Here is a 17,316-nt window from a genome sequence, read left to right as displayed (position 1 = left end):
TCAATGCGTAAACCTATTATTGCGGGAAACTGGAAAATGAACAAAACACTTGGCGAAGCACTTGAATTCGCCAACGATGTTAAAGGAAAAGTACCGGCTGCAGAGAAAGTGGACAGCGTCATCGGTGCACCTGCTTTATTCCTTGGTCAGCTTGTTGAGGCCGTTAAAGGAACCGATGTAAAAATCAGCGCACAAAACGCACACTTTGAAGATAATGGTGCGTTTACAGGCGAAGTAAGCCCGAAAGCACTGGCAGACCTCGGCGTTTCATACGTTATTATTGGTCATTCTGAGCGCCGTGAAATGTTTAATGAAACGGATGAGTCTGTAAACAAAAAAGCGAAAGCGGCGTTTTCGCATGGTCTTGTTCCAATCGTATGCTGCGGTGAAACACTTGAGCAGCGTGAAGCAGGGGAAACGAACGACTTCGTAGCAGGCCAGATTAAAGCAGCTCTTGACGGATTGTCAGAAGAGCAAGTAAGCAATACCGTTATCGCTTACGAGCCAATCTGGGCAATCGGTACAGGTAAATCATCCTCTGCACAGGATGCAAACGAAGTATGTGCGAAAATTCGCGAAACAGTCCGTGAACTTTATTCGGAAAAGTGCGCTGATTCAGTCCGCATTCAATACGGCGGCAGTGTAAAACCGGAAAATATTGCTGAATACATGGCGGAACCGGATATCGACGGCGCACTTGTCGGCGGCGCAAGCCTAGATGCGGCTTCCTACCTGGCACTATTGGAGGCTGTGAACAATGGCTAAAGGACCGGTCGCGCTCATTATTCTTGACGGGTTTGCCTGCCGGGAAGAAACGAGCGGAAATGCGGTCGCGCAGGCAAATAAGCCGAATTTCGACCGTTACTGGAATCAATTCCCCCATACGCAATTAACGGCAAGCGGTGAAGCAGTCGGTCTTCCGGACGGACAGATGGGCAACTCGGAAGTCGGCCATATGAACATCGGAGCCGGCCGCATTGTGTACCAAAGTTTAACGCGTATTAATATTGCCATTCGCGAAGGGGAATTTTTTGAGAATGAGCAGTTTTTAAAAGCAGCAGCTCATGCAAAAGAACATGGCACAGCCCTTCACTTATTCGGATTGCTTTCGGATGGCGGCGTCCACAGCCATATTGATCATTTGAAAGCGCTGCTTGAATTTGCGAAACGTCAAGGTCTTGAAAAAGTGTACGTTCACGCGTTTCTTGACGGCCGTGATGTTGGGCCGAAGACAGCAAAAGGCTATATTGAAGATGTGCAGGCAAAAATGGATGAGCTTGGTGTGGGTCAGTATGCGACAATTTCCGGCCGCTACTACGCGATGGACCGTGACAAACGGTGGGACCGCGTTGAAAAAGCATACCGTGCGATTGCGCATAATGAAGCCCCGATCTTTGAAGATCCGATCGAAGCCCTTGAAGCATCTTATGCAGCGGGGGTTGTCGATGAATTTTTCATCCCTACCGTTATTGCAGATGAAAACCGCAAGACGGTGGCGAAAGTAAAAGACAAGGATGCGGTTATTTTCTTTAATTTCCGTCCGGACCGTGCGATTCAGCTTGCCAACGTCTTTACAAATGATACGTTTGAGGGCTTTGACCGCGGCAGCCATCCAAAAGATTTATTCTTTGTCTGCATGACACCTTACAGCGAAACGGTTAAAGGTGTGATTGCTTATGACAAAACGGATTTGTCGAATACAGTTGGTGAGGTACTTTCCAAAAACAATCTTCGCCAGCTTCGAATTGCCGAAACAGAAAAATATCCACACGTCACGTTTTTTATGAGCGGCGGACGTGAAGGGGAGTTTCCTGGTGAAACACGCATTTTGATTAATTCGCCAAAAGTGGCGACGTACGATTTGAAGCCGGAAATGAGCGCATATGAAGTGACGGACGCGTTGCTTGCGGAAATTGATGGGGACAAACAGGATGCGATCATTTTAAACTTTGCCAATCCGGATATGGTTGGACATTCGGGACTTTTGGAACCGACAATTAAAGCGGTAGAAACAGTTGATGAATGCCTTGGCCGGGTGGTAGACTTAATCTTGTCAAAAGGCGGCACAGCCATTATCACAGCGGATCATGGGAATGCGGATGAAGTTGTGACAGTGGAAGGCAATCCGATGACAGCCCACACCACAAACCCGGTGCCGGTCATCGTGACCAAAGAAGGCCTAACTTTGCGCAGCGGCGGCATTTTAGGCGACTTAGCACCGACAATGCTTGACTTATTGAATGTTGAACAACCGGTCGAAATGACTGGGAAATCACTAATTGAAAATTAAGGGAGAGAAAAAACATGCCAGTAATTACAGACGTTTATGCACGCGAAGTACTTGATTCACGCGGAAATCCAACAATCGAAGTAGAAGTGTACACTGAGTCCGGTGCATTCGGACGCGCGCTTGTTCCATCTGGAGCATCCACTGGTGAATACGAAGCGGTGGAGCTTCGTGATGGCGACAAAGGCCGCTACCTTGGCAAAGGTGTAGAGCAAGCTGTGAAAAACGTAAACGAAGTCATCGCTCCTGAAATCGTGGGAAGCTTCGTTGTAACGGATCAAATCGGCATCGATAAAGCGATGATCGAGCTTGATGGAACAGAAAATAAAGGCAAATTGGGTGCAAATGCAATCCTTGGTGTTTCCATGGCCGTTGCACATGCAGCAGCTGACTATCATGGCGTATACCTATATGAATACCTTGGCGGTGTAAACGGCAAGCAGCTTCCAGTGCCAATGATGAACATCGTAAACGGCGGTGAGCACGCGGACAACAACGTGGATATTCAAGAGTTCATGATCATGCCTGTTGGCGCTCCGACATTTAAAGAAGCGCTTCGCATGGGCGCGGAAATTTTCCACAACCTGAAAGCTGTTCTTCATGACAAAGGTTTGAACACAGCTGTTGGTGACGAAGGCGGATTCGCACCGAACCTTGGTTCAAACGAAGAAGCTCTTCAAACAATTATTGAAGCAATTGAGCGTGCGGGCTACAAACCAGGTGAAGAAGTGAAATTGGCAATGGATGCGGCTTCTTCAGAGTTCTACAACAAAGAAGACGGTAAATACCATCTATCTGGTGAAGGTGTTGTGAAAACATCTGCTGAAATGGTTGACTGGTATGAAGAAATGGCAAACAAATATCCAATCGTATCAATCGAAGACGGTTTGGATGAAAACGACTGGGAAGGCCACAAATTGTTGACAGAGCGCCTTGGCGATCGCGTGCAGCTTGTTGGGGATGACCTATTCGTTACAAACACGAAAAAATTGGCTGAAGGTATTAAAAACGGCGTAGGGAACTCAATTCTGATCAAAGTAAACCAAATCGGTACATTGACTGAAACGTTCGATGCAATCGAAATGGCAAAACGCGCTGGCTACACAGCGGTTATCTCTCACCGTTCTGGTGAAACAGAAGATGCAACAATTGCGGATATCGCGGTTGCAACAAATGCCGGTCAAATTAAAACGGGTGCTCCGTCACGTACGGACCGTGTTGCGAAATACAATCAGCTTCTTCGCATTGAAGACAATCTCGGTGAACTTGCCCAATACCTTGGCAACGACACATTCTACAACTTGAAAAAGTAATAAATGATTAAATGGCACCCGGCACTGCCGGGTGTTTTTTTTTAAAAGATAAATTGACTGAATAGTCTTTCTTTCATTTCCTTTATATAGTAAGATTTAACTATACATGGAAAAGAGGCGATAATATGAAATTCACATCATTGAAATCAAGTTTTTTAGCGATTACTCTGGTGCTGCTTGGTATGCCGGCACTCATCATTGGACTTATTTCATATGGAGAAGCAAAATCGCAGTTAAATATGCTTGGAGAAATTAACTTGAAAAATGACGTTCAATTTGTAATCGCTTTCATCGAAACATTAAATGAACAGGTAGAGGCGGGAATGCTCGAAAAATCGGAAGCCCAGGAACGTATAAAACAATTGATTCTCGGTGAAAAGCAGGGAGACGGCACAAGACCGATTTCCGAAAAATTTGATTTAGGGGAGCACGGCTACCTGTTTATCATGTCACCGGAAGGCGAATTGATCGGACACCCGCAGCAGGAAGGAAAAAACTTAAACGGCGTGCTTGATCCGAACGGCGTGGATGTTGGAGCATCCCTTTTACAAGCGGCGGGAACAACATCTGAAGGGAGTTTCGTCAACTATGATTGGGAGATTCCGGGTACTGATGGCAAGATTGCCCCAAAGATTACATACGCGGCACATGATGAAAACTGGGACTGGAATGTTATGGCAGGTACGTATATTAGCGACTTTAACAGCGGAGCCGATCAAATTTTAATGAGTATGCTGATCACATTAGGCCTCTCATTTGTGATTGGCGGTATGATTATTTATTTTTATACAAAAGGTCTTATTCAGCCGATTTTGCGAATCGAAAAGACCGTTCAATCGGTGGCGGAAGGAGATTTTACACAGCCGGTACTGGCGATTAACCGAAAAGATGAAGTAGGAAGGCTTGCCCAAAATGTGAATAAAATGAGCAGTGAAATGAAGGCCATCATTCAGCACGTTCGTGAAAATGCAGAGCGGGTATCGGAAACTTCGGTGGAATTAAGTGCGGCGTCTGAAGAAGCGGTGAAAGCGTCCGAGAAAGTATCTGAATCGATGTCGCTTATTGCCGAATCAGCCGGTGGCCAGCGGAATATAATGAAAGAAACAGCTGCTTCCGTCTTGCAAATGAGCGGCATGATGGATGGAATGAACAATGAATCAAGTAAAGCGGATCTGGCAGCGAGAGAAACCATTGAAGCAGCGCATGCGGGAGTGGAGATTTTAACGCAGTCTGTTACGCGTATGAATGAGATCGACCATTCCATTGAGGGACTCGGTGCAGACATTGAAGATCTGGTGAAACAAACTGAAAATATCGATACGATTGTGAAGGTCATTTCAGATATTGCTGATCAAACGAACTTGCTTGCCCTTAATGCATCCATTGAAGCGGCACGCGCAGGCGAACATGGCAAAGGATTTGCGGTTGTGGCGGAAGAAGTGCGCAAACTGGCCGAGCAGTCCGCTTCCTCGACAAATGAAATTACGTCGCTGATTCAAACGGTTCAATTACAAGTAAAGAAAGCAGAACAGACGATGGAAAAATCCGTCCAGGAAGTGCGGACAGGTGTACAAACGATTTATCAAGCGAATGAACAATTTCATACGATTCAGCAGGCCGTCGATCATGTAAAAGTAATAATCAGTACCATTACGGATCAGATCGGCATCATGAGCGAAGAGTCAAAACAGATCGCTCAATCAGTTAAATTATTGGAAAATGGAGCAGATGAAACGGCGGAAAGCACCGACAATATTGCAGCGGCAACAGAAGAAGAGCTTGCTTCAATGGAACAAATTGCAAGCTCTTCAGAATCATTATCTGCGTTAGCAGAGAATCTGCATCAATCGATCCGTAAGTTCAAATTAAGCTGATATTTTCAATAAAACAACGGATATGTTATAATGGACGTAACGATATGTTCGTCTTAATGGAGGTAAAAAACAATGTTGCATACAGTGCTTATTGTACTGCTCGTGATTGTGGCGATTTCGCTCATCGCGGTCGTGTTGCTGCAATCAGGAAAAAGTGCGGGTCTTTCCGGCGCAATTTCCGGCGGTGCAGAGCAATTATTCGGAAAACAAAAAGCGCGGGGAATTGATCTTGTGCTTCATCGGCTGACCATTGTGTTGTCTGTACTGTTTTTCGTCTTGACAATTGCGCTCTCTTATTTTGGTTTATAATAAAAAGGCGATTCGGCTGAATCGCCTTTTTTGCGCTTTAGTCCCGCAGGAAGCGGGTCAACAAGACGTGGCTGAGCCTTTGAACCATAATCTCTATTCATAAAACAAAGAAAGGAAACAACATACATGAAACTTTCATTACCGGAACCATTTACTTTTGAAGCTGGAAAACGGGCGGTTTTGCTTTTGCACGGCTTTACAGGAAATTCCTCCGACGTGCGCATGATCGGGCGTTTCCTTGAGAAAAAGGGGTATACGTCACATGCGCCGCATTACAAAGGACATGCTGTGCCGCCGGAAGAGCTTGTCAAAACAGGTCCCGAAGATTGGTGGCAGGACGTCCTTGACGGGTATAACCACCTTCTTGATCTTGGTTATAAAGAAATTGCTGTGTGCGGACTTTCGCTGGGCGGTGTTTTCGGACTCAAACTCGGTTATACTAAGCCTATAAAGGGTATTATTTCAATGTGTGCGCCGATGTCGATGAAAGATGAGACGACGTTATATAACGGTGTTGTCGAGTATGCGCGCGGGTTTAAGAAATTTGAAGGAAAATCAGCGGACGTTATTGAAGAAGAAATAAAGGCCTTTAAGCAAACACCGATGAATACGCTGAATGCGCTTCGCGAGTTAGTTCAGGATGTAAGAAACCACATCGATCACATTTATGCCCCGGCATTTGTCGTGCAGGCACGTCTGGATAAAATGATTGATCCAAACAGCGCCAATATCATTTTTGACGGTGTGGAGACAGATGAAAAGCAAATAAAATGGTATGAACAGTCTGGTCACGTCATTACACTGGGGAAAGAAAAAGAACAGCTTCATGAAGATATTTTCAGCTTTCTTGAACGTCTTGACTGGACCGTTTAAACCGAAACGGAGGAGGCGGGTCCCGAATGGATCAGCACATACAAGAAAATGTCGACCGTTTGTTGACATATATGAAAGAAGAATCATACAAGCCGCTTACGGTGCAGGAGCTGGAAGAAGTGCTCGGCATAGAAGGATCCGATGGATTTCGTGACTTTGTGAAGTCACTTGTTTATATGGAAGAACGGGGACTCGTTGTCAGAACACGTGCAAACCGATACGGCCTGCCGGAAAAAATGAATCTGGTGCGCGGTAAAATTTCCGGTCATGCAAAAGGATTTGCTTTTTTAATTCCGGACGAGCAGGGGATGGATGATGTTTTTATCCCTCCTCATGAAACAAAGGGTGCATTAAATGGTGATACGGCCCTTGTACGCGTCACGAAAGAAGATCAGAGCGGATCCCGCCGTGAAGGAACGGTGGTCCGGATTTTAGAGCGCGGCCAGACGGATATTGTCGGTACGTTTATTGACAATAAAAGCTTTGGCTTTGTGGAAACGGATGATAAAAAATTCAACGCCGATATTTTTATTCCGAAAGAAAAAACAGCCGGGGCCATTGACGGTCATAAGGTTGTGGTTAAAATTACGCGCTGGCCGGAAGGAAGGCAGGCGGCGGAAGGGGAAGTCATCGAAATTATCGGTCACAAAAACGACCCAGGTGTGGACATTATGTCGATTATTTATAAACATGGACTTCCTCAGGAGTTTCCGGAAGAGGTGCTTGAGCAGGCGAATGCGGTGCCGGAGCAGATCGATGAAAAAGACTTACAAGGCCGGCGTGATCTTCGTGATGAGGTGATTGTTACCATTGACGGCGCAGATGCAAAAGACCTTGATGATGCCGTAACCGTGACAAAGCTGAACAACGGAAATTATAAGCTTGGCGTTCACATTGCGGACGTCAGCCACTATGTGACGGAACATTCACCGATTGACCGGGAAGCATACGAACGCGGAACGAGTGTGTACTTGGTCGACCGTGTGATCCCGATGATTCCGCATCGTCTGTCAAACGGCATCTGTTCCTTGAATCCGAAAGTGGATCGATTAACATTATCATGCGAAATGGAAATTACTCCTGCGGGCGAAGTCGTCAGCCATGAAATTTTCGACAGTGTCATCCGGACAACAGAGCGAATGACGTACTCGGACGTAAACGCGATATTAGCGGATAAAGATGAAGAGCTGCGTGCGAAGTATGAACCGCTTGTGCCATTGTTTGAACGGATGGAAGAATTAGCGGAAATTTTGCGCCAAAAGCGGACAGACCGTGGTGCAATTGATTTTGATTTCAAAGAAGCGAAAGTACTGGTAGACGATGAAGGTTATCCGATTGATGTCGTGCTTCGTGAGCGTTCTGTCGGTGAAAGGCTGATTGAAGAGTTTATGCTGGCGGCAAATGAAACGGTCGCTGAGCATTTTCACTGGATGGACGTGCCGTTTATTTATCGTATCCATGAAGATCCGAAAGAAGATAAGCTGCAGCGTTTCTTCGAGTTTTTAACAAACTTCGGACTGAATGTGAAAGGAACGGCGAATTCCGTTCATCCACGGGCACTTCAGGAAATCATTGAAGCTGTGAAAGATACGCCGGAAGAAACGGTTATTTCGACAGTTATGCTTCGCTCGATGCAGCAGGCGAAATACAATGCGGACAGTCTCGGCCACTTCGGTCTGGCGACGGAATTTTACACCCATTTCACGTCGCCGATCCGCCGTTATCCGGATTTAATTGTTCACCGGCTGATTCGTACGTATTTAATTGAAGGAGATCTTTCGCCGCAAACACAGGCGAAATGGGATGCGCGTCTTCCGGAAATAGCCGATCACACATCCAGCATGGAGCGCCGGGCTGTAGATGCGGAACGCGACACAGATGAGCTGAAAAAAGCGGAGTTTATGCTGGATAAAATCGGCGAAGAGTATGATGGTGTCATCAGCTCTGTCACGAATTTCGGCATGTTCGTCGCGCTTGATAATACCATTGAAGGACTTGTTCACGTCTCCTACATGACCGATGATTATTACCGTTATGATGAACGTCATTTTGCCATGATTGGGGAGCGCAGCGGGAATGTTTTCCGAATCGGTGACGAAATCACGGTGCGCGTGCGTGACGTCAATAAAGAGGAACAATCCGTTGATTTTGAAATTGTCGGCATGAAAAAACAGCGCCAGCGTCCGAAACGCGATGATTCGGCCCGATCGAAAAAACCGCGGAGCCGCGGAAAAAAAGCGCAGGCGATTCGAAAAGATGACAAGCCGGCCAAAAAACCGGCGCGCCCGGATATGAAAGACAGCGGAGATGAATGGTCCACGCAGCCGCCGAAGAAAAAGAAAAAACGTAAATTTTACGAAGGAATTGGCAAGAAAAAGAAGCGGAAATAAGAAAGTGAGGGAACTAAACATTGCCAAAAGGAGAAGGGAAAGTGATTGCGCAAAATAAAAAAGCGCGTCACGACTATTTTATTGAAGAAACGTATGAAGCAGGCATGGTGCTGCTGGGTACAGAAATTAAAGCAATCCGCGCGGGACGGGTGAATTTAAAAGATTCATTCGCCCGCATCCGGAACGGCGAATTATTTGTTCATAATATGCATATCAGCCCGTATGAGCAGGGGAATATTCATAACCATGAACCGCTTCGCACGCGGAAGCTTCTTTTGCACCGAAAGCAGCTCAATACATTAATTGGTGAAACAAAAGAAGCCGGCTACTCGATTGTACCGCTGAAAATTTATTTAAAAGATGGCTATGCTAAAATGCTGATCGGTCTAGCGAAAGGGAAAAAGAAATACGACAAACGGGAAGATTTAAAGCAAAAAGAAGCGAAGCGCGACATCGAGAGGGCATTCCGAGATCGTCAAAAAGGTTGAGAAGCTAGTCTGTTTATGTTACAATAGATTCTGTCAAAATGAAGCAACCTTGCTTCGAACGACACCTTTAGAGATGTTCTTATGCTAAGAACGAGCACGTCGCGTGCTCAACGCATAAGTCAGAACATCCTGTTCAAGCCCGGGGACGTTACGGATTCGACAGGGGTAGTTCGAGCCTGGGCTGCGGGTCAGAGGGCCGGCTCTGTCAAAACGCACTTGCCTATAATAACTGGCAAACAACAAACACAACTACAAGCTGCCTAATTTAGGCTAGCCTGTGCTCCTCCCGCTGTTGTCCGTGCAGTCGGATGAGGGGCCCACTCTTAGCGGACTACGCCGGATTCCTCCGCCTGGGGATGAAGGAAGAGACTAATCAGGCTGGCTGATCCAGAGGCCTGCCGTCCGGCAAATGGATCGGCGAGATCTAAATAGTACGGCTACACCCGTAGACGCTCAGGTGCCGTTATCTTTGGACGCGGGTTCGACTCCCGCCGTCTCCATAAAGTGGATTTCATTGAATTTCACTCGATTTCAATGAAGCTCAAAACCCTTGATAATCAAGGGTTTTTTATTTTTTGCTCTTTCATTGAGTTTCATTACATTTCAATTATACATGGTTAAAACCATGGTCAAAAACTGTTACATATCCATATATTTTTCTAACTTATTGATTGATGCTTCTTTTACATGCTCCGCTACGTGAGCATAGATGTTTAAGGTTGTCTGTACATCAGAGTGACCAAGGCGGTCTTGCACCTCTTTAATGCTGAATCCTGCCTCAAATAATATTGAGCAATGTGTGTGCCTAAACCCATGTGTTGTTATTTTGGGAAGGTCGTATTTGGTTAATACGTGCTCAAGCCATTTTCTTGTTTTGGTCGGTTGCAGGAATTCATTCTGCTCATTGCTGAATACCAATTGCTTAGTTTGCAACGTATTAATGCCCAAGATAAGAAATTCTTCTCGTTGTTGTTTCTTCCACTTTTTTAGGATAGCCAGGGTTTCTCCATCCATTTTGATCGTTCTTGCAACACCAGTCTTCGTGGACTTTAGATAGAGCTGATTATTTTTTCCTCTTGAAATAGCTTTATTAATGCGGATTTTATTTTTTTCAATATCGATATCCTTCCACGTAAGTGCAAGGGCCTCTCCCTTACGCATTCCGCTGTACGAAAGAAGACGGAATAACACAAATGCCTTAAAATTGTTTTCTTGTTCCATTATTTCAAGAAACGTTTTAAGTTGTACTTTCGTATAAAAGTTTTCGTTATCATTGTCGTCTTCCATGCTTACCTTTTTAATTTTCTTTGGCACTTCAACCAGAGAAAAGTAATTTGTCTTCACGTGACCTCGTTTAATAGCAAAATCAATCACCTTTGAAGCGTATGCTTTTACCATTCGGAAGTTTTTCAATTTGGAAGCCCATTCATCAAGGTGTCGCTGGCAAACATCCACATTTATTTTATCAATCTTGTAATCGCCCAAGGCTGGCAAAATATGATTGCGAAAAATGCCAATTGTTTTAATGAAAGTGCTCTCTTCTACGGTGTTCTCATAGTAAGATACCCAAAGATTGTATACATCCAAATATGTTTCACATTGCGTTTTTTTATACTCGCCATTACTGATTTGAAGTTTGAGTCGTGCCAGTGCTAATTCTGCTTCTTTCGGGGACTTAAATTTACTTCTTGTAGTATACATGGGTTTTCCCGTTAAAGGGTTGACACCACAATATACTTTAAATCTATAACGTTTTTCTTTGTTCTTCAGACAATATGGCGTGATTTTTGTACCAGATGATTTTTTCATTATCAATACTCCTCCTGTATCTTACGGAGACACGTTCGTAGAGGAATATATTGCATTCAGTTTGAGCTGTGGCAATATGCTCTATCATAAACGATAAAAGTGGCCATACTCAAGCGTATCGCCACTTTTTCTCTACATCGTGTTCCATTTTATAGTTTTTAGTAGCTAAATCTATTCAAAAAACTGTCAATTTCAGATTTTGATACCCGTTTTACTCCATCTATTTCACAGACTCTTAGTCCCATTTCACGATATTTGGCAAAAGTGTTATATGCTACCCCGATGTAAACGCAGGCTTCTTTAATGCTCATCCATTCTTTTTTTGTTGGCTGATGTGTTTCTACGTTCTTAAAGGCTTCAGCAATCCACGCTTTAAATTGATTTTCTGTAAAATATGATTGTTCATTATTGGTTTGCAATTGATTCATTTTTTCCTCCTTTGTGTTTTGTGAACTTATCATAAATGGAAATGAAATTTAGGAAAACACAAAAAGTGTCGTACCATGTCTGACCCCTGGAACCTGATTGAGATATGTTAAAATAGAATAGTAAATTACAAAATACTGCACACGAATGAGGAGGATTGTCATCCTATGAAATTCGTTTTCTTCAACGACACAGGACGGATTGTTTATCCACATCCTGTTACACTCATGGCTGTTCTGGAAGTGATAACCCAATTCATCATTTGGAAGAACGTGTTTTTATATTGCCAGAGGGGAGTTATCCATTGTTGAAACTGTGGGATTATGGTGGTGACAAAGGATTGCAGATTCTAATTACCCCTTGCAAAGATGAGAATTGAAATCGTTAATTTAGAAATGGATTTCTCAGTGGAATGATAGTATGATAAAAAATATAAAGTTACTCAAATATTCTGGAAAAGGTGATTTATTATGAACAATTTCCGCCACCATCATATAACTAAAAAATTTCTAACCAACGCTTAGTCACCCGACTGAGGGAAAGGAATGTTTTAGGTTGAAATTTCAAGTATGGAGTAGTTCTTTTTGGAGATATTGATTCCGTATTCGGGAGCACTTTTTTGTCCTGGTTTATAATAATTTCTGTCAACAAAAACCTTATTAGATGCTTCCCATGCTTGTGCTGGTATGAGGAATACATCCGGCAGTTTCCCATCCTCAAAAATCAACATAGATTTTTATTCGTAATATCAAACTTAGGAATCCTCTCCTGGGTATTTATATTCCAGTCAATCCGTTGTAATTTTATATTTTTCTAAAGAAGTTTCTGATAAAAATAGCTTGAATTGTTTATGGAAATAAAAGATTTGTAAGGGGAAATGGAGGTGTGAATAAATTGAAAGAGTTTTCCGACAAAAATGTTTGTAACCAGATAAAAAATGTATAATAGAAGATACAAGACAAAGTATTCAAGCGATTGACCAAGAAGCCCACTTACTGTATAAGGTGGTCTTTTTTAGACAAGTGAATTTAAAAAGGTGTAAAAGAATGTTTTTATTCAAGAATAATATATAGATAAGGTTTAGGGGGTTGGATTATGAGTTTTAATGGTACAAAAGAACTTTTTTTAAGCAGTCGTACGGATAGTGATTTTTATAATAGGTCATTAACAACTTACAAAAGAAAGATAGAAGTTTTTTTTGAGTTTTTGACTGAGGATTATGGTGTTAACGACAATAATTACAAAGAAGTGCTAAGAGGAATTGATAACATTGCAATAACCAAGAGTATAGAATTTTATGTTAAAAGGTATAGCATTTCTTTTAAGAATACTATTGATTTATATATTTCTGTTATAAAATCATATTTTGAATTTTTAAATAAAAAATTGGATATTAGAAACGATAACTTTGACAGTGCTATAAGTTTTTCAGCAATAAAGAATTCGGTAGATAATAAAATTATTGAGTTAGGATTGGAAACAACCGAACTTAAATCCCCAATTACAGAACAGGCATTTGTTAAGATTTTGAACAGATGTGATGAAATTCTTAATTCTTATAATCTAAATTATCTATTGGAAAATAGAGGTAAGTCCAGGAAGAATCCTGTGCAAGTATTCACTTCTGCCATAGTCACAAAATTAGTCATGCTTACAGGTATAAAAAACCAAGTAATTGATACCATAAAATTGAAAGATTATGACTCAGAGTTAAATATAGTTACAATAAACAACTTTTCTATTCATTTACCAAATGGTCTTGGTAAACAAATGAAGAGATATTTGGAGTTGAGAAATTGTATAGTTAATAATAAGGATGAAAATTATCCATTATTTGTTAAGAGAGATGGGACAAGTATTGGAATTGCGTATGAGTATATATTTAAAATTTTAAAAGATACTTTAGGTAGTACAAGTGCAGAATGTGTAGCAAAGTACACAATAATGCAAATGATTAAAAAAGGAATGAATCTTTATTTGATAAAAATGCTAACAAAGTTTGGGATTGAAAGTTGTTTGCATTGTCAAGAATTAGTTAATGACGAAAAAACAAATGAGGATATAACTTCTCAAAATAGATATATTGATTCAAAAATTAGAAGCATGGATGTGTTTGATTTATTGTAAAAGTAAATAATATGGCTAATTTCCCCGACCTCAAAAGATTTGAGTAGTAGTTATAGAAGGTTGCTCCTTTTCCTATAAAATCTAAAACCTGTTCTTCTATGTTATCGAAAAATGAAGTGTTTCCCAAGGCAAACAACTTGTTCCCTTGGTTAAATAAGTCGTTCCCTAAAGCGAGTGAAAATTGGAGTATTTCCTCCAGTTTTCCTCGTTTTTTGTTCTTGAAAAGAGAGAAAAAGGCACGAGTAAGGTATGGAAAAAAGCAGGAGTTGCACTGAAATACGTACCGTTGGTACGTCAGAAAAAGTTAAACGATTGATATAATCCCGATAATACTTGTCAAACCAAGGTTTTCAAGAAAGAAAGCAGGAGACAAAGAGAGGAAAAAGGTAGGGAAAAAATGCAGAAAAAAACAGAAAAAGAAGAAAAAAATAGCAGAAAAAAAGAGAGAACGGGGGATTGTAGGATTATTTTTGACGACTACATAGAAGGGCAGTGTATTTTGAAAACTAAATCTAATATAAATCTGAACTTAGTAGGGGAAAGGGATTAGGGATACAATATATGAGGTGTTACTGCATATACAAAAGTTGGTATAATGTAGAAAAGGTGGGTGAGAAAATGAAAGCCGATGAAAAATTGATTAAGGAAATTGAGGAGTTTGATAACGCCTTCCCTGACGGAGTTTTTGCTATGGGTCGTAAGAGTAAAAGTTAGAGCCTTGTGGGATTTCTGTAAGAATGAAAAAGGTGGAATAGAGCCGAAAGATTTAACAGCCGAAGAGATGAGGCAATTTCTTGAATACTAAGAAGAGAGTGGATTAAATCTTGTCCACTCTCTAAAATACAAAGGAATTTGATACAGCTATCCAAAAAGCCTGTTACCTTTTTGGTTTCAATAGTCGTAATATTGAAAATAGTCATTACTTTTTCCCTTTTAAATACAATGAAATTCTCTCCTTAACCATCTTCTCATTTAATTCATCTTTGTAGTCAAAATAAACTATTCCAAGTTTATAGTAATCGCATAATTCTGCTTTTTCTTTATCCCTTGCTTTAGTATTTTCAAATGCTTTCTCTCCTCCCATAAAAGCAATTGGTTTGAAGTGCTGTTCGCCTTGATATTCAATTACAAGGTTCAATTCTTCAATAAAAATATCGGCTTTTAAATGGTCAAGAGGGTATTGGTGAATAACTATATAATTTGGGTATAGTTTTTTTATGATTTCAAGAAGTTTTACTTCCGTTGTCCATTTTTTACCGATAGCAAAGTAACCCATCCGAATTCGTATGACATCTTCGCAATATCTTAGGAAATCTGTTATAGATTGATCATCGAGCCTTTTATCATCAAATAAATGAGTAATAAGATATGGAACTATATCAAGGGGTAAAAGTTCTGGTGCATAAATTCTCCCTCGTGAACCAATACCAAATCCAAAGGATAAACCATTTATATAATGCCCATAGATAGAGTGGAACTTTGTTCCGTTTGACGTTTTTCCGAATCCGTATTTTGGGCATACTTTATTGCAAACATGGCATAAATTATCTTTGAATTGGAGTGTATTTATAAACGCCTCTCCCAAATCGAAACGCAATGATTTAGGAATATCCCCAAACTGATTAAATTCTTCGTTCAAAAGGTATATTTCTAATCCTTTTTGTTGGCATTTGCAATTACATACAGGTGTGTTTTCATTTTCTTGAAAGCCAAAAAATGAACCAAATCTCGAAGGATAATGAACAATAGGATATGGTAGCTCTTCTTCATAAGTAACGCATCCGTCTAATTCTAAAGTCGGCACAGCTTCTTTCGGTACAATCTTGGAACGTATGTTATTCACTTGTAACTTCCTTCCTATTAGGTAAAAATTCAATCCCTGCTTTTTCATACCGATAAAACGGATTTATCCCATCCCAATCATCAGCCATTTTTATAGATGGCAATTTTTCGTCTTCCTCTTTTGTAACAGAGCAAACAAAGTAATATTTAATCAAAAGGTCATAGATAAATTCCTCTGTTAATTGTCCAGCTAATGTAATTTCCGAAATTTGTTTTATGTATAGATTTTTCGGTACCATATGTTCATAAATCAGGTTCTTTGAAACAATACCTGATTCAATGGCTTTCATAGCGTTAGGGGTAATATAATCGGACATACTATGTTTCCCCTTAAATAATCCCTTTTGTCTAAAATAGCTTTCCGTTAGAAAATAAAGGTCATCACCAATTCCTTTTGAACTAAGATGATATTTCCGTAAAAAGTCATCGGGAATTTCCCTTTTTAACATGAGAACCTCAAACAAGTTCTTGCTTAAATGTCGTATATATTCTTCTCTGTTAAAGGCAGAGGAAGAAGTCCCATTATTTAGAACAGGAACGTTAATTTTAGCTTCAACCACTGGAACAGTAGTGTAATTGTTGGATGATGAATCCTCTCGTTTTTGATGAAGAATTTGGAACAGGTGGACAAAGCAATATATAAATAATTCATTAAAGATGTCACGTTAGAACGGAGAAAATGGCATGAAACTCAAGAAAATGTCACGTTAGAACGAAGAATTTGGAACAGGTGAACAAAGCAATATATAAATAATTCAATAAAAATGTCATGTTAGAACGGAGAAAATGGCACGAAACACAAGAAAGTGTCGCTTCAGAACGGAGAAATTAGCACGAAACTCGTAAAGTATGTCACTTCAAAAGGGAAAAAGCGAGAGAGAAAGCGGAAGAAAAAGAAAGAGTGAATGGGTGAAGTCAGTAACTTTTGGACAAAGTTTATTCTCTCTACATCCATGTATTCGGGGTACAAGTTTGGGTGAAAACAGAAGGAAATTTGAGACAAACTTTTTATATTCCACATTATGGGGAAAGAACGTGAGAGCAAGCGGAGCAAGGGATGGGGAGGAAGAGCGAGGAGGAGAGGAAGGGACAGGGATTTTTATAGATGAACAGGAGAATGCCTGATAAACCTTCGGTTTGAAGGGCGTGAGCAAGAAAAGAGAAAGGGAAAAGACGGGGGAAAGTGCGAGAAAAAGCATGAGAAAAGGCGTGGGGAAAAGCAGAGGATGTACTGGATTTCAGGGAACAACTAATTTACCTGAAAAACATGAAATACGAAACTAAAATAAGGATTTTAACAAAATATTATGAGAAGCAAGTAAAAGAAAAATGTCACCTCGGAACGGAGAATATGGAACAGGTTGTAACACCAGATAATTTTTGTTCTTAAACATAAAAACATGCTCTTAAATAGAAAATCTTGTTCAAGAACGAAGTAATATCAGGTGAAACTCCTGGTAGACCCTTCGTTTTTTTGTAAAGGCAGTTTGAGTAGTTACAGAATGATGTATTTCCAATAAGATGGTTTTGAGGATGGGCGTTTATGAATAATGAGAAATAGAAGAATGTTTTAAATGA

Annotated in this window: 13 protein-coding genes and 1 other RNA gene; 10 read left to right on the top strand and 4 right to left on the bottom strand. The window is 41.1% G+C overall.

Going from position 1 to position 17,316, the window contains the following annotated elements:
• Positions 1–3 precede the first annotated feature (3 nt).
• From tpiA to ssrA, 9 genes are all read left to right on the top strand, one after another.
• A complete protein-coding gene (gene tpiA, locus BTO30_RS00665) occupies positions 4–765 on the top strand; it encodes a triose-phosphate isomerase (RefSeq protein WP_075396787.1) in 762 nt (253 codons plus the stop codon).
• Positions 758–2,290 (top strand): 2,3-bisphosphoglycerate-independent phosphoglycerate mutase, encoded by a 1,533-nt coding sequence (gene gpmI / locus BTO30_RS00660; protein WP_075396786.1) that lies wholly within the window; start codon positions 758–760, stop codon positions 2,288–2,290. Before tpiA ends, gpmI begins: the two co-directional genes overlap by 8 nt.
• A gap of 14 nt (positions 2,291–2,304) precedes the next feature.
• Positions 2,305–3,600, top strand: coding sequence for a phosphopyruvate hydratase (eno, locus tag BTO30_RS00655; RefSeq protein ID WP_075396785.1), 1,296 nt, complete (start codon positions 2,305–2,307; stop codon positions 3,598–3,600).
• A 125-nt stretch (positions 3,601–3,725) separates the two neighbouring features.
• The gene (locus BTO30_RS00650; protein ID WP_075396784.1) at positions 3,726–5,474 is read left to right on the top strand and encodes a methyl-accepting chemotaxis protein; all 1,749 of its coding nucleotides are present in this window, start codon (positions 3,726–3,728) and stop codon (positions 5,472–5,474) included.
• Between the two features lie 72 nt (positions 5,475–5,546).
• Positions 5,547–5,783 carry a preprotein translocase subunit SecG gene (gene secG, locus BTO30_RS00645; protein ID WP_407919202.1) on the top strand — a complete coding sequence of 79 codons (237 nt, stop codon included), beginning with the start codon at positions 5,547–5,549 and terminating at the stop codon, positions 5,781–5,783.
• Positions 5,784–5,909: 126 nt separating this feature from the next.
• On the top strand, positions 5,910–6,656 hold the full coding sequence (locus BTO30_RS00640) for an alpha/beta hydrolase (RefSeq protein ID WP_075396783.1): 747 nt from the start codon (positions 5,910–5,912) through the stop codon (positions 6,654–6,656).
• Positions 6,657–6,682: 26 nt separating this feature from the next.
• Entirely contained in the window at positions 6,683–9,046 is a 2,364-nt protein-coding gene (rnr, locus tag BTO30_RS00635) for a ribonuclease R (protein WP_075396782.1), read from the top strand.
• 20 nt (positions 9,047–9,066) lie between these two features.
• Positions 9,067–9,534: an SsrA-binding protein SmpB gene (gene smpB / locus BTO30_RS00630; RefSeq protein WP_075396781.1), complete on the top strand. Its 468-nt coding sequence runs from the start codon at positions 9,067–9,069 to the stop codon at positions 9,532–9,534.
• A 141-nt stretch (positions 9,535–9,675) separates the two neighbouring features.
• Positions 9,676–10,037: a transfer-messenger RNA gene (ssrA, locus tag BTO30_RS00625) on the top strand.
• 136 nt (positions 10,038–10,173) lie between these two features.
• On the opposite strand, the gene BTO30_RS00620 is transcribed toward ssrA, so the two are convergent.
• Positions 10,174–11,343 carry a tyrosine-type recombinase/integrase gene (locus BTO30_RS00620; protein ID WP_075396780.1) on the bottom strand — a complete coding sequence of 390 codons (1,170 nt, stop codon included), beginning with the start codon at positions 11,341–11,343 and terminating at the stop codon, positions 10,174–10,176.
• A gap of 158 nt (positions 11,344–11,501) precedes the next feature.
• Positions 11,502–11,771, bottom strand: coding sequence for a helix-turn-helix domain-containing protein (locus BTO30_RS00615; protein ID WP_075396779.1), 270 nt, complete (start codon positions 11,769–11,771; stop codon positions 11,502–11,504).
• Between the two features lie 1,093 nt (positions 11,772–12,864).
• Between BTO30_RS00615 and BTO30_RS00605 the strand changes: the two genes are divergently transcribed.
• A complete protein-coding gene (locus tag BTO30_RS00605; protein WP_075396778.1) occupies positions 12,865–13,896 on the top strand; it encodes a hypothetical protein in 1,032 nt (343 codons plus the stop codon).
• Between the two features lie 919 nt (positions 13,897–14,815).
• On the opposite strand, the gene BTO30_RS00595 is transcribed toward BTO30_RS00605, so the two are convergent.
• Positions 14,816–15,739 (bottom strand): hypothetical protein, encoded by a 924-nt coding sequence (locus BTO30_RS00595; RefSeq protein ID WP_245796270.1) that lies wholly within the window; start codon positions 15,737–15,739, stop codon positions 14,816–14,818.
• On the bottom strand, positions 15,732–16,187 hold the full coding sequence (locus BTO30_RS00590; RefSeq protein ID WP_143331881.1) for a hypothetical protein: 456 nt from the start codon (positions 16,185–16,187) through the stop codon (positions 15,732–15,734). The genes BTO30_RS00595 and BTO30_RS00590 overlap by 8 nt, the downstream gene beginning before the upstream one ends.
• Positions 16,188–17,316: the final 1,129 nt, after the last annotated feature.

Origin of the sequence: Domibacillus antri, assembly GCF_001936625.1 — a bacterium.
GTDB classification, from domain to species: domain Bacteria; phylum Bacillota; class Bacilli; order Bacillales; family Domibacillaceae; genus Domibacillus; species Domibacillus antri.
This window is presented reverse-complemented; position numbering and strand designations above follow the sequence as displayed.

What these genes read in the sequence shown, in the direction of transcription:
- tpiA (WP_075396787.1), top strand. Translation starts at nt 4, where the DNA reads ATGCGTAAACCTATTATTGCGGGAAACTGGAAAATGAACAAAACACTT.
- gpmI (WP_075396786.1), top strand. Translation starts at nt 758, where the DNA reads ATGGCTAAAGGACCGGTCGCGCTCATTATTCTTGACGGGTTTGCCTGC.
- eno (WP_075396785.1), top strand. Translation starts at nt 2,305, where the DNA reads ATGCCAGTAATTACAGACGTTTATGCACGCGAAGTACTTGATTCACGC.
- BTO30_RS00650 (WP_075396784.1), top strand. Translation starts at nt 3,726, where the DNA reads ATGAAATTCACATCATTGAAATCAAGTTTTTTAGCGATTACTCTGGTG.
- secG (WP_407919202.1), top strand. Translation starts at nt 5,547, where the DNA reads ATGTTGCATACAGTGCTTATTGTACTGCTCGTGATTGTGGCGATTTCG.
- BTO30_RS00640 (WP_075396783.1), top strand. Translation starts at nt 5,910, where the DNA reads ATGAAACTTTCATTACCGGAACCATTTACTTTTGAAGCTGGAAAACGG.
- rnr (WP_075396782.1), top strand. Translation starts at nt 6,683, where the DNA reads ATGGATCAGCACATACAAGAAAATGTCGACCGTTTGTTGACATATATG.
- BTO30_RS00620 (WP_075396780.1), bottom strand. Translation starts at nt 11,343, where the DNA reads ATGAAAAAATCATCTGGTACAAAAATCACGCCATATTGTCTGAAGAAC.
- BTO30_RS00615 (WP_075396779.1), bottom strand. Translation starts at nt 11,771, where the DNA reads ATGAATCAATTGCAAACCAATAATGAACAATCATATTTTACAGAAAAT.
- BTO30_RS00605 (WP_075396778.1), top strand. Translation starts at nt 12,865, where the DNA reads ATGAGTTTTAATGGTACAAAAGAACTTTTTTTAAGCAGTCGTACGGAT.
- BTO30_RS00590 (WP_143331881.1), bottom strand. Translation starts at nt 16,187, where the DNA reads ATGTTAAAAAGGGAAATTCCCGATGACTTTTTACGGAAATATCATCTT.